Origin of the sequence: Levyella massiliensis, assembly GCF_000308275.2 — a bacterium.
Classification (GTDB): domain Bacteria; phylum Bacillota; class Clostridia; order Tissierellales; family Peptoniphilaceae; genus Murdochiella; species Murdochiella massiliensis_A.
In genome coordinates, this window is the sequence record NZ_HG529490.1 from 1,001,459 (window position 1) to 1,019,790 (window position 18,332).

Sequence of the window (18,332 nt, forward strand, 5' to 3'; positions counted from 1 at the left end):
AATGGCATGTTTTCCCGTTTCTTTTGTGCAAGTTTTAGCAAGTAGATTATAATAAGACAATCAGGACATTAAAGGAGTTGCCGTTGAAGACTATATTAATTCTCTGTGGAGGTCGATCCACGGAGCACGAAATTGCGCTACGCAGCGCCAAATCGGTGATCAATACGTTGGACCGCCAAAAATACCATGTTGAAGTTTGTTACATCGATAAATCCGGACGTTTTATACCCATCGGGCCATTGGAGCATGTCGACAAACCGGAAGATCTCATGCGTGAAACGCAGGTTTCTCGTTTGGAATCCCTGCGGGCATTTTGCGCCTATGCGGAAAAATTGACCGCTGCATCCGAAAAAGTGATCGTCTTCCCTGTGATACACGGGCAAACAGGTGAAGATGGTGAAATCCAAGGCTTTCTGCAAACATTGGGCTTGAGCTATGTCGGCAATCGCCTCACCTCCAGTGCATTGTGCATGGATAAGGGCTTTGCCAATGATGTGTTTCAAGCCTGTGGTATTCCGGAGGCAGAGTATCTCGTCTACAATCTGTCCGAATGGAAAGCTGACGGGGAGAACATAGGCCCTCTTTGCGATGCGATTCGCGCACGTTTCGGTTTCCCCTGCTTTGTGAAGCCGGCCAACAACGGTTCTTCGGTCGGGGTGAATCGTGCTACGGAAGAATCGCTGGAAGCCGCCGTTCGCGAAGCGTTTCGTTTTGATCGACGCATTGTGATTGAAGAAGAAATTCAGGGCCATGAGTTGGAAGTTTCCATCTTAGGCAATGCGATGCCCAAGGCATCGCTACCCGGCAGTTACACCTCCACGCATGAAATTTTAGATTACGAAGCCAAATATAACGACACGTCCACAAAAGAAAACGTGCCCCATCCCCTTTCGCCGGAGCAAACAAAGGCGGTACAAGCGATTGCGCTTCGCGCCTATGAAGCAGCGGGCTGTGAAGGCTTTGCGCGCGTGGATCTTTTTCTGGGCAAAAACGACAAGCTCTATATCAATGAAATCAATACTTTTCCGGGCATGACCCCTTCATCTTTGGCACCGAAGCTGTGGACGGCGTTGACGGACATGACGTTTTCCGCCTATTTGGATGAAATCATAAACTACGCGATGGAATCCGAGGCATCACAGGCCACGGTGGAAACTTCTTGGGAGGAAGCATGAAGCATCAGACATTGGGACAAATCGCTAAATACGCTAAGGCGGAGCTGCATCCCGCCATTGAAGAAAGTCGCATCGTACGCGCCGTTTCCATTGATACGCGTACTTTGAACGAGGGAGATGTCTACGTCCCCATCATCGGAGAACGGTTAGACGGCCATCGTTTCATTGATACGGCTTTTGACAAAGGAGCGATTGCTTCGTTCCATGATGCTTCGCATATCCCTTCGCATGATGACAGCCGGACCTATCTTGCCGTGGACGATACGACAGAGGCATTTACCCGTTTAGCGGCGAATTATCGGGCATCGCTTGATCTGCACATGATCGGCATCACCGGCTCCAACGGTAAGACGACGACGAAAGATATTATTCATTCGGTGATGCAGCAGAAATTTCGCACCATCAAAACGACGGGCAATTTGAACAATGCCATCGGCGTGCCACGTACGCTTCTGCAGATTAATGAGGATTCCGAAGCGGCTGTGGTGGAAATGGGCATGAGCGGCTTGGGTGAAATTTCGCACCTGACGCGCCTAGTGCGTCCGCACATTGCGATCATTACCAATGTGGGCGAAGCACATTTGGAGCAGCTCGGGACACGCGAAAACATCGCCAAAGCTAAGCTGGAAATTCTGGAGGGATTGGATGCGGACGGCATCTTCCTTTATAACTACGATAACGAGATTCTGCGCAACGCTGTGGCGCAGCGTTCGATTCCCCAACGTGTCATTTCCTTCGGTACCGATCCCGGTGCCGATGTAACTCTGGTGCTGGAGCGTACAACGCCGGTAAGCACGTCCTTCTCCGTAGATGGCGCCTCCTTTACGGTGGATCTTCTGGGCGCCTACCAAATGTATAACGCCGCCGTGGCGGTCATCGTCGGCCGTCTTTATGGCTTGGATGATACCACCATTCAAAAGGGTTTACACATTACCGATCAGACCAAATGGCGTACGGAGCTGGAGCATTTCGAAGGTTTTGATATCCTCGTCGATGTCTATAAATCCAATCCGTCTTCGTTGGAGGAAGCGCTTCATACTGCGGGCCTCCTGCACGGTTACCATAAAAAAATCGCCATCCTTGGCGATATGTTAGAGCTTGGTCCTGACGAATGGGAATTGCATCGTGACGTCGGTCGCAAGATTGATCCCAACGTCTTTGATGATGTGCTCTTCTATGGCAAATTGTCCAAAGCGATGATGGAGGGAGCCATGGAAAATTTTGATCCCTCTCATCTTTTCCATTTTGACGCCAAACCGGATCTGGTGGATAAAGCAAAATACCTTATCTCTCATAATTCGCTGGTGCTGGTGAAAGGCTCCCGCGCCATGCGTCTGGAAGAAGTGGTGGAGAGTCTTTCGGTAGTAACAGCGTAAGCGGCGCTTCTTATATCACGCCCACCAGATGCAGCACCAGCCCGGAGGCAGCAGAGACGATAACAATTCCGATGACGCCCAGGCGTTTGCGGGCGTAGAAAACAAAGCCGATGGCAAAGCCGATGACACCGGCAAGGCTCAAAGAGGACAGGCTCCAGACACCATCCGTAAAAAGCGAGGCCGTAACCATATCCAGGGCCGCAAGGCCGACCAAACTCACAATGGCCGGTTTGAGGCCTTTCAAAATGCGGTCAAGCCACGGCATTTCCTGATGACGAGAAAACAGAAAATAACCCAGAATCATCATCAAAATAAATTGTGGTGTTACATTGCCGAGGGTGGCAATGATGGCGCCGGGAATGCCGGCCACTTTCGTACCAATGAAGGTCGCCGAGTTAATGGCAATGGGACCCGGGGTCATCTGGGAAAGCGAAACGAGATCCGTCAGGCCTTTTGTCGTAAGCCATCCCTGCTCTTGCACGACATATTGGGCAATCAGCGGCAGGACGGCGTAACCGCCGCCGAAGGCAAAGGCTCCGATTTTTAAAAAGGTAAGATATAGAAGGGCAAGTTTCATCGTATCCTCGTTTCTTCAACAAGACTGAACATAGCCAGGCCAATGGTACCGCAAATCAAAATGATCAAAGCGGCGTTTAAGTGCAAAAAGAAGCCGGAAATGAAGGCGCCTAGCATAATCCCGGCACCAAAGACAGGATGCTTTTTAAGAGCCACTTTGCCCATGTTCCAGGTTGTAAGAATGAGAACAGCAGAGATTCCGCCACCCATGACGGCAAAGGCTGCGTTGACCCAGGGGTTCGTGCGAAGAGATTGATAGATATAAAAGAGCAGGGTAATCACAATGAGGCACGGCAGGGTTGCGGCAATAAGGGATACCACGGCGCCCAAAGGTCCACGGAGGCGATAGCCGGTGAGAATGGATGTATTGATGGCCATGGGGCCGGGACCGGATTGGGCAAGTGCCGTCAAATCCAGCATCTCTTCCTCTTCAATCAGCGGTTTGTTTTGGACAAATTCGTCGCGAATCACGGGAACAATGGTGTAGCCGCCGCCAAAGGTGAAGAGGTTAATCTTGAAAAAGGTAAGAAAGAGTTCTCCCAGAGAAATGGATGGACTGCTATGCGATGCGCCCTCTCGGGGGGCCTTATTTTTTTGCATGGGTTCGTTTTGCATGGTACCTCCTGATAAAAAGGCCGACTGTGAATACAGTCGGCTTTGTTACGGATCCGTAATGTCACGATCATTCCAACCGTGCACATCGCTAAAAGGGCAAGCGATGCGCCTCCAACAGGGACAGGATGGTTTCCACCCCATCCCGAAATTCAAATTTACGTTGGCGCTGCTGAATGGCTTCACGATGATTCATCAGATCAGTGACAGCTTGAAGAAACTGTGCGGGCGTGGCTTTGCGTTCATCCAATACCTTGGCATAGCCGGCGCGGGCAAATTCGCGCGCATTTTCAACCTGATCGCCACGGCTCCCCTTCCAATACGGAATGAGCAGCATGGGTTTATGGTAGTACAGGAATTCAAAAATGGCATTGGAACCGGCGCGCGAAACAACCACATCGGCCATCGCCAGGGCATCGTTCATGCCGGCTTTGATGTAATCGATTTGGTGATAATCCGGCCGTTCCATGGAGGAATCTCCCTTATTAGCACCAACGCCATGCAATATTTCAAAGCGCTTCAGAAGTTCGTCCAGATTTTCCCATACGAGGCGATTGATGGCTTCGGCGCCCAGTGAGCCGCCCAGAACGAGCAGGATCGGCTTGTTGGACTGCATGCCGAAACGAATGCGACCTTCGCGTACGGATCCCCCTTTCAGTTGCGGCCGAATGACCGGCCCCAGGTAGAAGGCTTTTTTCGCAGGCACTTGAGCAGCAGTGCTTTCAAACGTGACGAGTATGCGTTTGACAAAAGGTGCGGTAATTTTGTTGGCCAGCCCCGGCGATAAGTCTGATTCGTGACTGATAACCGGCACATGATACGAATGGGCCGCCAGAACCACCGGGACAGAAACAAAACCGCCTTTAGAAAACACGATGTGCGGCTTGATATCCTTCATCAACTTACGCGCTTCGTGCACACCGGAAATCACATGTCCCATGTCGCGCACGTTTGTCGTGATGCTCTTGAGCGAAAGGTCTCGACGCAATTTGCCTGTCGGGATGCCATGATAGGTGACCTGCGGATAATCCGCCAGCAAACTTTTTTCAATGCCCGTTTCCGAGCCGATGTAGTGGATTTCCCACCCTTCTTCCTCGAGGCGAGGAAGAAGCGCCAGATTGACCACGACATGGCCGGCAGTACCGCCACCGGTCAGTACAATGCGTTTGGTCATTATCGTTCCTTATCTGTTCCATCTTTCCTATGGTTGACTGCAGCGTCTTTTCGTACTGCTTTGCCTTCAGTCAATACGATCCTTACCGAAGTACGGACGCAGTGCATCCGGAATCGTGATCGAACCGTCTGCATTCTGGTAGTTTTCGACGACGGCAGCCCATGTACGACCAACAGCCAAGCCGGAGCCGTTAAGCGTGTGGACGTAACGCACGTTGCCTTGCGCATCGCGGAAACGAATATTGGCGCGACGGGCCTGATAATCCTCAAAGTTCGAGCAGGAAGAAATCTCGACGTAGCGCTGATAGCTCGGCATCCAAACTTCAATATCATAGGTTTTTGCCGAGGAGAAGCCGAGGTCCCCACTGGATAGCGTGACTACGCGATACGGAATCTCCAAACGTTTCAAGACTTCTTCGGCGTCGTTGGTCAGCTTCTCCAGTTCATCGTAGGAGCCTTCCGGCTTAACGAATTTAACGAGTTCAACCTTATCAAACTGATGCTGACGAATGATACCGCGGGTATCGCGTCCTGCCGATCCGGCTTCGCGACGGAAGCATGGCGTAAAAGCGGTCATGTAACGCGGTAAATCTTTTTCATCCAGAATTTCATCGCGATAAATATTGGTGACAGGAACTTCCGCCGTCGGGATGAGGAAAAGATCGTCTTCATTGCAGTGGTACATATCTTCCTCGAATTTCGGCAACTGGCCCGTACCCGTCATAGAGGCACGGTTCACCAGATACGGCGGTTCAATTTCCAAATAATCCTGATCAATCGTATGCAGATCCAACATGAAGTTATAGATAGAACGCTCCAAACGTGCACCGCGACCGGTCATGATCGTAAAACGGGCGCCCGAGAGTTTAGCACCGCGATCGAAATCGAGCAGATGAAGATCCGTGCCCAGATCCCAGTGCGGCTTCGGTTCAAAATCAAAATCACGCGGACTCGAGAACTTGCGCATCTCCACGTTATCCGAATCATCTTTGCCAAAGGGAACCGATTCATGCGGCACGTTCGGGATGGAGAGCAATTCCATGCGCAATTTTTCTTCAATAGCCCGAATCTTTTCATCCGCGGCACTGATTTCATCTCCCAGCTCACGCATCTGTGCAATGGTGGCAGTCACGTCTTCGCCCGCTTTCTTGCGTTGCGGAATCTCTTTGGAAACCTGATTGCGTTCTGCCTTCTTACTTTCCACTTCCTTCAGCAAAGCGCGACGCTCATCGTCCAGTTTTAATGCCGTGTCCACCGAAAAGGATCCCGAACGTCCTGACAGCCCTTTTTCAACGGCTTCTCGCTCTTCTCGGATACGCTTGATGTCTAACATGAGTCCCTCCTCATTTTTTACCGACAGCTTCCGCTGTCTTTCTGTTCATTATAGCACGGAACCGCCTTTCGGGCGGCTTTGCCTCATCGTCACCGCCAGCTTTCGCCGGGCGACTCAATCCCGAGCACGCGTTCGACTATCGCTTGCGGCAGTCCGGCAGATACCACATGAACCGGACAGTCCACATAGGAATTGCTTTCCAATCCTTTTTTCATACATTCCATGGTAATGACCTCGTTGGCTTCGATAAAAGCCCCAAATGGCCGACCGGTAGTCGCATCCAGTCCCGAAGGCATGTCCACAGAAATCGTATAAATGCGCGATTGATTAATGTTATCGATGACGATGGGCGCGACTCCCTTGAGTTCGCGGTTGAGGCCGGTTCCGAACATGGCATCAATAACGGTGTTATATTGCTTCAACTCGTGCAGCATATCATCCAAATCGCCTAGGGTTTCAATAGCACGAATGGCGTCGGTCATGTGCCCGATGCAGGTTCGATTTATACGCCAAGCCTCTGAAGGATGATCGCTCTTGTCGATCAAATACACCATAACTTTTTTGCCGCGGCCCAGCAAATGGCGCGCCAGCGCCAATCCATCCGCGCCGTTGTTACCCGGCCCGCAAAAAATGGCAAAGGTATGGCGTGTGGAAAGATCAATGCATTGCAATATGCTGCGCGCCGCATTTTCCACCAACAAAGCCTCCGGAATCTCATATTGCTTGGTAGCCATCTGATCCATGCGTCGCATTTCTTCCGCTGTAACGCTGCGCATAGAAACCTCCTCTTTTTTCTGTGTTCCTCACACGATGAAAGCCGGCATTTTGCCCTTCGATACGATGTTGCTATGTTCTACATCCGACGGATATCGCTGCCAAACAGTGGAAACGCAATGTATTCTCCCGCAATGCGAGAAGCAATGCGTTCACCGTAAATCTCCCCCAATTCCTCCAACTGCACATTCGAGGAGAGAATGGTAGGCCGCTGCGCCACAATTCGCGCATTGATGAGTTCAAACAATTCCGAATTCATCTTATCCGTCAAATATTCGGTGCCCAAGTCATCCACGACCAATAAATCGCAGGTATAGGCAAAATCATGGCGTGCCTGTTCCTTTTCCGTGCGTTCGCGCGCATAGGAGAACGAATAGGTTGTTAAAAAATCCAGCAGCTGCGGAGCGGTTTGGTAATATACTTGCGCGCCCTGATCCAAGACGCCCTTGACAATGCAGTTCACCAGAAACGTTTTGCCCGTTCCCGTCGGCCCGTAAAAATACAGGTTCGGCGAGCGCCGAGAAAAGGTCGGCACATATTCCTTTTCCATACGCTGCTTCAAATCTGCCATATTTTCATAGGGGCTGCAGGGCTCATTGGCCTGCCGATCGCGACGAAACAGCGTCAGATTGAAATTTTTGAAGTTTTCCACGCTTAAACGCTCCCGAATAGCGCTCATATCGTAGCGTTCCGCCGCTAATAATGCATTGCGGCAATGACAGGATACGCCGTCCACAAAGCCCGTATCCTCGCAATCGGAGCAAGTAAAGTGCGGTTCAAAAGCATCCGAAGAAACGCCCAACGCATTCCAGGCTTCCTTCTCCTCCGCCAACAACTTATGCATGGCCTCCTGTGCTCTTTCACGTTCGCGTTCGCTCATGCGCATGGCTTGTCCCAACAAGGCACGTCCTTTTTGCAGACGCTCTTCCCGCAGCTTGGCTGGTCCCGGATGCCGGCGATAGAGTTCCTCCACCCGACGATCCCGACGTTGCAGTGCGGCCTGTCGACGCTGTGCTAAAATTTCATGTACATTCGTCATGGCTGCTCCTCCTGCGTCCCTTCGTCGCCACGCAAACTCTTACGACGCGACTCTTCCAGTTTACGAAGGACCCAGTCCTTCTTCTCTTCTCGACTCATACGAGCATCTTTTTTGACATAGGCCGGCTGTTTTCGTTTCCGGCGCACGTTGCGCACTGGTTTCTCCTGCTCTTCTTTCACAAAGTATGCATCCAGTGCCTCTTTCGTCACAATATGCTCGAAACGTGCCCAGTTTTCAATAACGGCCACCACATAGTTCACGGAACGAGAGCCCACTTCTTTACGCTGACAAGCCTGTTTATAGGCGTAAAGAAAATAATCCGACGCAAAATGGTATTGCTCCATCGTCTGCAGAATGAGGCGCAACTCGTTTTCCTTTAATGTCACGTGATAGGGCAAGCCTTCGGATAAAAAGGCTTCCAGTGCATTAAACATCTCCGCCTGCGTCATGTCGCCCAGATCCGTTTCCTTCGGTTGCGGCGGCGTCAGCGGCTTTGCCGGCGGGTCGCTTGCTTTTTCATGCGATGGAGACGGGGCTTCTTGCGCCGGCTCGGCGATACCTGCCCACAATAGCAACATCGAATGAAACAGCAGATGCTCCGGATTTTGCGGATCCGTTTCCACAAGACCTTCGCCTGCCCAATAGCGAATCGCCTCATCAAAAGCCGCATCGCTAAGACCCAATGACTCTTTCAGACCGCTACCTTCCGTATGCAGATCCTGCTTGTTGCAACAGGCTTTCCATCCTGCCAAATACACGCGCAGGGCATCCGCCGGCGCGTGGGCTAAATACGTATCCAAAAAAATATTTTCTAGGGGTGTGGTTCGAAAATCCACCTTCGATAATTCAAAAGAGGCGTCCATTCTTCCCCCTTTCTCGGTCACGGACGACTCGCCATCTTCGATTAAGCGCCGGGATCCTGTTCCCGATTCAAATCCTTGAAACGTGTCAGGAAGTTCTCAAAGTACAAGTCGACTTCGCCCGTCGGACCGTTACGGTGCTTGGCAATGATGACTTTCGTAATATTCGGCCGCTCGGTATCCTTATCGTAATAATCCTCGCGATGTAGAAGCATAACAACGTCCGCATCCTGCTCAATGGCACCCGATTCACGCAAATCGCTCATGAGAGGGCGTCCGCCTTCACGGCTTTCCGCCTTACGGGACAGCTGCGATAGCGCTAACACCGGACAATTCATCTCCTTGGCAAGCCCCTTCAGGCCACGCGAAATCTGTGTGATTTCCTGCTGACGATTTTCATTACGGCGGGATTCATCCGCATTCATCAGCTGCAGGTAGTCGATCATAATCAGATCCAATCCCTGCTCCATTTTGAGGCGACGACATTTCGCGCGCAATTCCTGCACGGATATGGAGGAAGTATCATCAATAAAAATACTTAATTCCTTCAACACATTGACGCCGTTAAATAAAAGCTGCCAATCCTCATCGGATTGAAGATCACCGGTAATGATCTTTTGCAGATCCAGTCCGGACGCCATCGCCAGCAAGCGCTGTGTCAGCTGCATTTTACTCATTTCCAAAGAGAACACCGCCACTTTAAAGGGGCGATTACCATCTTTATCCTGATAGCGCGCCGCATTAAAAGCAATGTTTAAGCCCAGTGCGGTCTTTCCCATAGAAGGGCGTGCTGCAAGCAGCACCAAATCTGAGGGATGCAAGCCTGAAAGCTCGCGATCCAGCCAACGAAAGCCGGTCGGAATGCCGGTAATTTCGCCCTGATTCATGGATAATTCCGAAATGCGTTGGAGCGTTTCCTCCATGGTGTCCGCCAGAGGCGTCAGACCGATACGTGTGCGATCTTGTGAAAGCTGCAGTAACTGCTCCTCGGCGTCTTCCAGCACGATCTTTGAGGGATCTTTTCCGTCGCCGGCATGGGCGGCAACATCCTTCCCGAAACGAATCAGCGCGCGCTGTAGCGCATGATCTTTGACCAAGCGAATATAAGCGTCGAGGTTGGCCGAATAAAACGGTTCCTGCGTAATTTGCTGAATGAATGCAAATCCGCCGATTTCATCCAATTTTTTCTCGCGCTCCAATTCCGCAACCAATGTCTGTAAATCAATCGGTTCATGCCGACGATTGAGTTCCAGCATGGCATCATAGAGAATGCGATGTTTGGGAAAATAGAAGTCGTCGGTTTTTACCTGCTCAATGACGGTATTGATGGTGCGTTCATCAAATAAAATGCTTCCCAGCACCGCTCGTTCCGCATTGGCATTGCCCGGCAATTGTTCCGCTGCCATACTCGACCCTTTCTGTTTCGCCTGTCAGATTTCTTCTACAACCACTTTCAGACTAGCCGTGGTATCGGCATAGACTCGTACCTCAACCGTATGCGTGCCGACTTCGCGGATGGATTCTTTCAGTTCGATCTTTTTCTTATCCAGTTCCAGACCCGCTTGCGCTTTTACCGCATCGGCAATATCCTGGCCAGTCACCGAGCCGAACAATTTTCCGTTACCGCCACCTTTGGCCTGTACTTTGACTTCGAGGCCTTCAATTTTTACTTTCAGCGCTTCCGCTTCGGCTTTTTGCGCAGCTTCTTCTGCCTGGAGACGCCTTTGTTCCGCCTTCCAGTTTTTCACCGCTGCCGGTGTGGCCTCAACGGCCAGTCCGTTCGCCGCTAAAAAGTTATGAAAATAGCCCGGTTTGCTGTTGACCAGTTCTCCGGCTTTGCCTAAATTTTTGACATCCTTAAGCAGGATTACTTTCATTGCCTTCCTCCTTTAAATACGTTTCTATGGCTTCTTCCAACTGTTTTTGTGCTTCATCCAACGTAGTGTCCATCTGTGTTGCCGCAGCGGTCATGTGTCCGCCGCCGCCGATTTTCTCCATGATGAGTTGTACCGAGATATCCCCCAAACTGCGCGCTGAAATGTGAACGCGCTTCTCCGCCAGCGTCAGCACGAAAGAGGCCTTTATGCCGCGAATGCCCAACAGGTCATCTGCCGCTTGCGAAGCAATGAGTGTCGAGCCCTCTATATCGTGGGGGAAGCGAGCAATCATAATATCTGGTCGCAGATGCTTTGCGCTCACTAAAATTTCGGAGCGATATCGCATCAATTCAAAATCATCTTTAAACAGTTCCTTAATTACGATGGAATCTGCGCCCTTACGCTTCAGATAGGCGGCAGCTTCAAACGTACGCGTACCCGTCTGATAGAAGAAATTCTTCGTATCCACCGTAATGCCAGCCAAAAGTGCTTCGGCTGCCACTTTCGGCAGGGCGATTTCGCTGTCCTGATAGCTGATGAGTTCCGTCACCATTTCCGAGGTTGAAGAGGCATACGGCTCAATATAGGAAATTTCTGCCCCCTGAATATACCCCGCGCCGCGGCGGTGGTGATCAATGATGATGACGCGATTCCCGCCATCCAATAACGCCGGCGCAGCCGTGGCATCATGGCGATGATTGTCCAGGACAATGATGAGTGCTTGCGGATCCCTAAGATCCATGGCGCGCTGCGGTGAAATGATGCGTTTCATCATATCCGGTGCTTCTTGTTTCACCTGGTTATAGAGGTTTTCAATGGAAGGCGTCACTTCATCCAAAACGATCCATGCATCGCCGCCCATTTGCTCCGCAAAGTTCAACATGCCCAGGCAGGAGCCCAAGGAATCCATATCTGCATTCTGATGCCCCATAATAAGGACATGAGAGGATTCCTCAATAAATTGTCGTACCGTATTGGACATCACGCGCGCCTTCACTTTCGTAATGCGCTGTGTCGCCTGATTTTTACCGCCGAAATAATCCAACTGTTCGCCGGATTTCATCACCACCTGGTCTCCACCGCGTGCCAACGCAATATCAATGGCCGAGCGTGCTTCAAGCATATTCTCCGCCGGCGACGCCATACCGTAGCCCACACCGATGGATGCCGTCGGCCGAATGGCCTGGACTTCATCGCTCTCCGTTTTCAATTCCTCCAACAGCGGGAAACGATCCTTCTTCATGCGCTCGAAAGCATCCTGCGTCAGCACCATTAAATAACGATCGGTTTCGTATTTAACAAACGAGGCATCGTATTTGGAAGCAAAGTCTGAGATCATTCGGTCGATCTGTGCAAACGCGATCGGACGATCCGCTTCGGGCAACGTAGCGCGTACTTCGTCGTAATTATCCAGAAATACCACCGCAAGCACCTGCCGTTCTGCTGTGTAATGCGCACGAATTTCTTCGTCCTCGCTGTTATCAATGCCGTACAGCAGAATAAGAGCGCCTTCCTTGGAAGATGTTGTTACGCTGTTATAAAACAGGTAAATGCGTTTGTCTACCTCAACGCGAAAGGGTTCCGCATTTTTTTCCTTCAGCACCTTAATCGGCACATCAGCAAACAGCTGATCATAGCGCTGTCCGAGCAGTGAATCGCGGATGCCGAAAATCTTTTTAAAGTACGAATTGTACCAGAGAAAATTCCCCTCTTCATCCAAGACTGTCATGGGAAACGGCATGCCGAAGACAGCATTTTTCGTCAATTCGTCAAAATGGTAATCCAAGGTCTCAATCGCAGCAATGGCACGGCCTTCTGCCTCGCGTTCACGCATATAGCTGTGAACGCTCAGAAAGATCGTCCCTACCAGACCGGCAACGCCGGCATAGGGATTCCAGAGGAAAAGCCCCAAGCTCATCAAGAGACTGACAGCACTCACTACCAGCACCTCTCCCCATGGGCCTTTTCGATTTGTGCCCCGAAACAGATTCTTACTCATGATCTCCTCCCTGCGGCAACGGAACCGCAACAATGAAAAAGCTCATTATAAGCCCTACTAAGATAAACACTGCTCCAATGAAAAACAGAATCATGCTTGCCACATAGAGCAGAATGCGCAGCACAACCGGAACGCGTACTTTCCTCAGCCGCGCATCAATGCGCGCCAGACCGTGAAAACCATACAAAAGGATGGCTACAGCTAACAAATTGCTGCCCAAAAATTGAAACCGTGAAGACACAGAGGCCAGCACCAGACCGATCGCCGTCATGCCCAGCAGCGACAAACTCATGCGTCGTGTGATGACATAGTTACCCAGTCGAAATGGTGCTACATTCTCTTCCGTATGCGACAGAAGCAAACGAGAGACGAAAGATGTAATCGCTGACGCAATAAAGCCTTCCAGGAAAATGGCTGAAGGGATCAAATCCATCAATAGCACGCCCATCTGTCGCAGCATCACTTCCAACTGCAGAATTTTCGCGCCATCATCGCCGCTTTCCCGCGCGGTTTTCAGAACCTCCGTTGTTGCCTGCTGTATTATCTCCTGCAAAAACGACAGCGTATTACCGCCTTGCCTTTGATCCAGGAACAACAGAAAGATCCCCAGCGCCGTGAACAGAACCGCCGGCAGAACCAGCTCATGAAAGAGCGATTTCTTGCGCAGCAGTAATAGTCCCACGCCAAAAGCGATGACGATCAGCTGCGCGCCCATCACAAGGCCGGTTTCCACGCCTAACAGGAAGCCCATCGCCACCAGGCTTACTGCAGCCGATAGGACCGCCCAAACGGGACCCTCCACGACCAGTAACGTCGTGAGCGGGAAATACTGCAAAAAGCGTATCATCGGTAAGGAGCGGGACGATACATAACAAATAAAGACACCCAGCGCCGTGGCAATCAAGGCATTCGCCGGCGCTGTCCATTGCTTTGTGTTGAATTTCATAGCTACTTCCTCCGATACCATTCTAACATAGTGTGTCATCGGGCGAGTAAAAGGATGACGGCACCGGTGCGGTGGTAACAGCCATCCCCACGCCAATAGGTTCCCGCCGGCCGCGCCTTCTGCCATTTCCCTTCTTCCAATAAAAAAGATCGCCCGCAGGCGACCTTCTTTATTCATTCTTTTAAAGCACTGGTTTACTTGTCCTCATACGGAATGAGGGCAATGTGACGTGCGCGCTTTACAGCGGTGGTAACATCACGCTGATGCTTGGCGCAGGTGCCCGTAATGCGGCGCGGAAGAATTTTCCCCGCTTCGCTAATGAATTCTTTTACCGCGTCGACATCTTTGTAGTCTAATACGCGTTCTTTGTCTTTGCAGAAGACACAGACCTTTTTGTGGGGTCTGAATTTACGTTGAGCCATTTCGACCTCCCTTACTGAAATTAGAAGGGAATGCGGTCATCATCCACGGGACTGAAGTCAGCACCGAAAAATTCATCATCGCCGCTGTTGCCCTGCTCGGGCGCAGCAGCCTGATCATTTTTCGGGAAGTCGTTCGATTGCGCGGAACGGGCAGGTTGTCCGCCGCCAAAATCGTTGCGATCTTTCCAGTCAATAAATTCCACGGCATTGGCCACGACGTCCGTCGTATAGCGACGGGAGCCGTCCTGCGTCTGGTAGGAGCCCGTCTGCAGACGGCCTTCTACGATAACACGCTTGCCCTTGGCTGAGAAATTATTCACCGTTTCCGCCAGTTTTCCCCAGCACACGCAGTTAATAAAGTCTGCGGTGGGTTGATTCCGCGATTCCATCTCTTGTTTTTTCTCACGCGACAGCTTTTTGTCCACGGCCACCGAAAAGCGTACCATGGCGTTGCCTGTCGAATTGTTGTAGGTTAATTCCGGGTCACGCGTTAAGCGTCCCATAATCGTCACTTGATTCACCGGTTACCTCCTAAAGAAACTAAGCCTCTTTCTTTACAGTAAGGTAGCGAAGGATCTGATCCAAAATGCGGGCGCGACGTTCAACTTCAGCAACAACGGACGGGTCTGCCTCATAATTGAGGACGTAATAATAACCGTCTTTGTTGTAGTTGATCTCGTACGCGAGCTTTCTGGTGCCCCAATCGTCGATTTCCCCGACGGTTCCGTTTTGGTTGATGGCGTCTTTCAGACGATCGAGCACTTGGTTACGCTCGTCTTCTTCCAAACCGGCCTTCAGGATAAGGACCATTTCGTACTGATTCATACTTTCACCTCCCTCTGGTTTGCGCCCCGCTTTTTAACGGAGCAGAGATTACGACCCTGCGATAACGCAAGAAGTCACCTATCTATTATAACGAAACGAGGAGAAAGCGCAAATGAATCACTCCAATTTTATCGCTGCCTACTTCCTGACGCGTGTGACGCGTCCGTCTTCTTTTTTTTGAGCCCGTCCCAAGGGATCTTCCGTTCCTTACGATCGCCACTTTTATTATAAGGGAGCGCTGAGGAAAATTCGAGCTGCGCCCATCACTTGGAACCGGTTGAGACAGAACGGAACAAAGTGATACATCGCCCTTCTGTCTAGGCGCAGGAAAAAGAGTTTGTCTGTTTCGTCTACAATTTCTCTACCACCGCAAAGCTTGATACGGCTTCGATACGTTCGCGGCTACCGACCGTCACGACAGAGACGTTCTCCATGGCGGTCTCTAATTTTTCTCCCAAGCGGTGCAAACTCTTCAAATCTGCGGCTAATGCTTCCTGCAGATGCTTATCATCGATAGCGGGGTCATGTCCGGAAAGATACTGCAGTAACGCACGGCGTCCTTTCTGTTCTTCGGTTAACGGGGCGTCCATATGTCCCACCGTACCGATTACAAAATCATCCAGCTCTTTCGGCGAAAGCGCAAGTTCCCTGACCATGTTGCCTAGATTTTGATAGACGCGATACGTTTCCTCCAATTTTGGATCACGGTAGGAGGCCATGAGGGCATAACCGGAGCCGGTAAACCGTGCAAACGCACCATAGGCGCCGCCCTTTGCGCGAATTTCGTTATAGAGCAGAGCATTGGTCAGCACATTGGTTAAAACGAGCATAGACCCATCCAATGCGTCCGGTGAACAGAACGGCGCTGCTACGGCATTAAACTGTACATCCGTCGAACCGTAATACGCTTCAGCCTGCTGTTTTGCGGTAAACGGTATCGTTGCAAGGGGTTCATCTTTCTGCGGAAAACCGTCCAACGCCTGCAAAGCGGCGGTTAAGAAGCGTTCGCCGGACGCTCCATCAGCGGTGACGTTTATCACACGTCCGGGCGCTACAAAAAGGCGTTTGGCTACGTCTGCCAAATGTGACGCTTCCTCCTCCGTAAAATTCTGCTGCAAATGCTCCAAGAAACGCAGGTACGGCACGCCGGAGACAAATTGGCGATGATAGGCTGCCGGTTCTGTCATGGCCAAAGCGCGCTCCATGGCAAAGGCGTGCCCGCCGCTTAAGATCGACTGTTTCAAGTTCGTCACACTGATTGCCAGTAGCTCGCGCATACGCGCCAGATCGGTAAAACGTGTTTCGAGCAGTTGCTCACGCAACAACGAAAACGCCATTGCCGAATTCTCTTCGCCCATCACCGCCATATCTACTAAAAGCTTGCGAGATAGTTTCGTGCTTCCTTCGATTCGTTGCATGGACGGACGCATAGTGATGCCGCCGGTGTAGCGCGTTTCCGCCACCTCATATGCTTGATAGCTGTGTTTTTCCGTATCCAGTCGCCCCAGAAAGTCTGCTGCCAACGCGGCATACGGAAGGTCTTCCGCCGGGAGGTGTGCCAGGTCAAACGCCACAATCAAATAGTGAATACCGGCGGTCGGCAAATCATGAAAAAGCACGGTATCGCTGCCATACGTCGTCAGGCGAGAAGGAATTTTAGCCAGTTTATGTGGCAAGACCGCGCGAGAGAGCGAAGGAATCGTTGCCTTATCTTCCTCCGTATCCGGCGTATTCTGCCGCGTACGCAGCGCTTCATTTTTTTGAATCAACGCCTGCAAGGCTTCCGGCGATAAGGACGCCTTATAGGCTGCCAATTCTTTCTCCACCTCACGATCGCGGCGCACATTGCGTCCTGGATCCGGCGTATGCACAGAGAGCACGCGATGCGGATTTTGCAACAAGTGTTTACGAAGCCACGTTTCAAAACCTCCTTGTGACAACAGGCGCCGCACGTCCTTCAGTTGTTGCTCGTAGTGGAATACCGGCGTCGGATCTAAGCCATAGATGCCTTCGGCAAGGAAAGTGGAAAGATGCGTAATGGCTTTTGTGGCTTCACCGTTTTTCTCGCGCAAATCAAATTCCATGCGCTGTAACGCACCTTCCAGGATGGCCGGATCCACTCCTTCTTTTGCCATGGTTTCCAAACTTTCCTCCACGATGCGTGCAAACTCCTCCTTTCGTGCGGGATCCACGTGTTTGGCCACAATGCTGAACCCGATCTCACGCACGGGAAATTCCAGGCTGAACACGTCCTCTGCCCCCAGTTCCTCCAACAGGCGACGGCGCAACGGCGAAGATTCCGAATCCGTGAGCACGGGGCCCAACAGGTGTGCAAAATAGCGGGAGCAATCCGTACGCGCTTCATCCACGATCCAGTTCATCGCTAGATAGGACTTGTTTTCCACCGTTTCCTCTTCCGCCACAGCAATGGGATAAACGGCTTCTTTCGGTGCGCAAAAGTGTTTTTGCCGTGCCGGACGCGGTGCCGGTTCTTGCTTGGGAAACGCATCAAAATAGGAGCGCAACAATCCAAAAATTTCCTCCTCATCAATGGCGCCGTACAAAAATACCAACGCATTCGAGGGATAGTAATAGCGATGATGAAAATCGCAGAAGGCTTCATAGGAAAGTGTCGGAATTTCATACGGGTCGCCGCCGTAGTTTTTCGCATAGGGCTGATCCGGAAAAATGGCGCTTAGGGCTTGCAGCCACACCTGCTGATCCGGTGCAGACAGCGCTCCACGCATTTCGTTATAAACAACGCCGTTATAGCGGATTGGCTCCTCTTCTGAAAAGATTTCGCGATGCCAACCTTCCTGCGCAAAAATCAGCGGTTCTTCCAATACGCGTGGATAAAAAACGCTATCCAGATATAATTCTGTTAAGTTACGAAAATCCGCATCGTTTCGACTGGCCACCGGAAAAACCGTGCAATCCGGGTACGTCATGGCATTCAAAAACGTCTGAAGGCTGGATTTCATAATGTCCCACATGGGTTCTTTTGTACGGAATTTGCGAGATCCGTTGAGAACGCAATGTTCCATGATGTGCATGTTGCCCGTTGCTCCCATGGCATTGGTAGGAAAAGCAATCGCAAACATTTTGTTGGGATCCTCATTTTTTAAATGGTAAACGGATGCGCCGGTTCCATCATGGCGATAGCGCCGTACCTGAAACGGCTCTTCGGATACAAAATCTTCCTGTAATAGCGTAAATCCCTGCATGGCAGCCTCCTTTTTTTCTCCCATTATAGCCCATGCCAATCCGATCGCCCACAAGGAAGGCGGCAGTTTTTTTCGTTTTAGGTTATGATGGACAAAGGAAAAACGCACCGTTTTCCGGACT

At 51.1% G+C, this 18,332-nt stretch carries 17 protein-coding genes; 2 read left to right on the top strand and 15 right to left on the bottom strand.

Annotated elements, in window-relative coordinates; translation table 11 throughout:
- Positions 1-83 precede the first annotated feature (83 nt).
- On the top strand, positions 84-1,175 hold the full coding sequence (locus BN98_RS04635) for a D-alanine--D-alanine ligase family protein (RefSeq protein ID WP_019189496.1): 1,092 nt from the start codon (positions 84-86) through the stop codon (positions 1,173-1,175).
- Positions 1,172-2,551: a UDP-N-acetylmuramoyl-tripeptide--D-alanyl-D-alanine ligase gene (locus BN98_RS04640; protein WP_019189495.1), complete on the top strand. Its 1,380-nt coding sequence runs from the start codon at positions 1,172-1,174 to the stop codon at positions 2,549-2,551. Before BN98_RS04635 ends, BN98_RS04640 begins: the two co-directional genes overlap by 4 nt.
- A gap of 10 nt (positions 2,552-2,561) precedes the next feature.
- Here BN98_RS04640 and BN98_RS04645 read toward each other — a convergent pair whose 3' ends face one another.
- From BN98_RS04645 to BN98_RS04715, 15 genes are all read right to left on the bottom strand, one after another.
- Positions 2,562-3,128, bottom strand: a complete 567-nt coding sequence (locus BN98_RS04645; protein WP_019189494.1) for a chromate transporter — start codon at positions 3,126-3,128, stop codon at positions 2,562-2,564.
- Positions 3,125-3,742, bottom strand: a complete 618-nt coding sequence (locus BN98_RS04650; RefSeq protein WP_019189493.1) for a chromate transporter — start codon at positions 3,740-3,742, stop codon at positions 3,125-3,127. The genes BN98_RS04645 and BN98_RS04650 overlap by 4 nt, the downstream gene beginning before the upstream one ends.
- A gap of 88 nt (positions 3,743-3,830) precedes the next feature.
- Positions 3,831-4,913: an undecaprenyldiphospho-muramoylpentapeptide beta-N-acetylglucosaminyltransferase gene (locus tag BN98_RS04655; protein WP_019189492.1), complete on the bottom strand. Its 1,083-nt coding sequence runs from the start codon at positions 4,911-4,913 to the stop codon at positions 3,831-3,833.
- Positions 4,914-4,979: 66 nt separating this feature from the next.
- Positions 4,980-6,245, bottom strand: coding sequence for a serine--tRNA ligase (gene serS / locus BN98_RS04660; RefSeq protein ID WP_019189491.1), 1,266 nt, complete (start codon positions 6,243-6,245; stop codon positions 4,980-4,982).
- An 89-nt stretch (positions 6,246-6,334) separates the two neighbouring features.
- Positions 6,335-7,021, bottom strand: a complete 687-nt coding sequence (locus tag BN98_RS04665; protein WP_052332300.1) for an NAD(P)H-hydrate epimerase — start codon at positions 7,019-7,021, stop codon at positions 6,335-6,337.
- Between the two features lie 77 nt (positions 7,022-7,098).
- Positions 7,099-8,058, bottom strand: a complete 960-nt coding sequence (locus BN98_RS04670; protein WP_040942529.1) for an ATP-binding protein — start codon at positions 8,056-8,058, stop codon at positions 7,099-7,101.
- Positions 8,055-8,921 (bottom strand): DnaD domain-containing protein, encoded by an 867-nt coding sequence (locus tag BN98_RS07920; protein WP_052332301.1) that lies wholly within the window; start codon positions 8,919-8,921, stop codon positions 8,055-8,057. The genes BN98_RS04670 and BN98_RS07920 overlap by 4 nt, the downstream gene beginning before the upstream one ends.
- Positions 8,922-8,962: 41 nt before the next feature.
- Positions 8,963-10,324, bottom strand: a complete 1,362-nt coding sequence (dnaB, locus tag BN98_RS04680) for a replicative DNA helicase (protein WP_019189487.1) — start codon at positions 10,322-10,324, stop codon at positions 8,963-8,965.
- Between the two features lie 24 nt (positions 10,325-10,348).
- Complete coding sequence (rplI, locus tag BN98_RS04685) at positions 10,349-10,795, bottom strand: 50S ribosomal protein L9 (protein WP_019189486.1); 447 nt, start codon at positions 10,793-10,795, stop codon at positions 10,349-10,351.
- A complete protein-coding gene (locus BN98_RS04690; protein ID WP_019189485.1) occupies positions 10,776-12,794 on the bottom strand; it encodes a DHH family phosphoesterase in 2,019 nt (672 codons plus the stop codon). Before BN98_RS04690 ends, rplI begins: the two co-directional genes overlap by 20 nt.
- Positions 12,787-13,740: a DUF2232 domain-containing protein gene (locus BN98_RS04695; protein ID WP_019189484.1), complete on the bottom strand. Its 954-nt coding sequence runs from the start codon at positions 13,738-13,740 to the stop codon at positions 12,787-12,789. The genes BN98_RS04690 and BN98_RS04695 overlap by 8 nt, the downstream gene beginning before the upstream one ends.
- A 194-nt stretch (positions 13,741-13,934) precedes the next feature.
- Positions 13,935-14,162 carry a 30S ribosomal protein S18 gene (gene rpsR, locus BN98_RS04700; RefSeq protein ID WP_019189483.1) on the bottom strand — a complete coding sequence of 76 codons (228 nt, stop codon included), beginning with the start codon at positions 14,160-14,162 and terminating at the stop codon, positions 13,935-13,937.
- Between the two features lie 20 nt (positions 14,163-14,182).
- On the bottom strand, positions 14,183-14,683 hold the full coding sequence (locus tag BN98_RS04705; protein WP_019189482.1) for a single-stranded DNA-binding protein: 501 nt from the start codon (positions 14,681-14,683) through the stop codon (positions 14,183-14,185).
- Positions 14,684-14,702: 19 nt separating this feature from the next.
- The gene (rpsF, locus tag BN98_RS04710; RefSeq protein WP_019189481.1) at positions 14,703-14,987 is read right to left on the bottom strand and encodes a 30S ribosomal protein S6; all 285 of its coding nucleotides are present in this window, start codon (positions 14,985-14,987) and stop codon (positions 14,703-14,705) included.
- 350 nt (positions 14,988-15,337) lie between these two features.
- Positions 15,338-18,211 carry an insulinase family protein gene (locus BN98_RS04715; protein WP_019189480.1) on the bottom strand — a complete coding sequence of 958 codons (2,874 nt, stop codon included), beginning with the start codon at positions 18,209-18,211 and terminating at the stop codon, positions 15,338-15,340.
- Between the last annotated feature and the right edge of the window lie 121 nt (positions 18,212-18,332).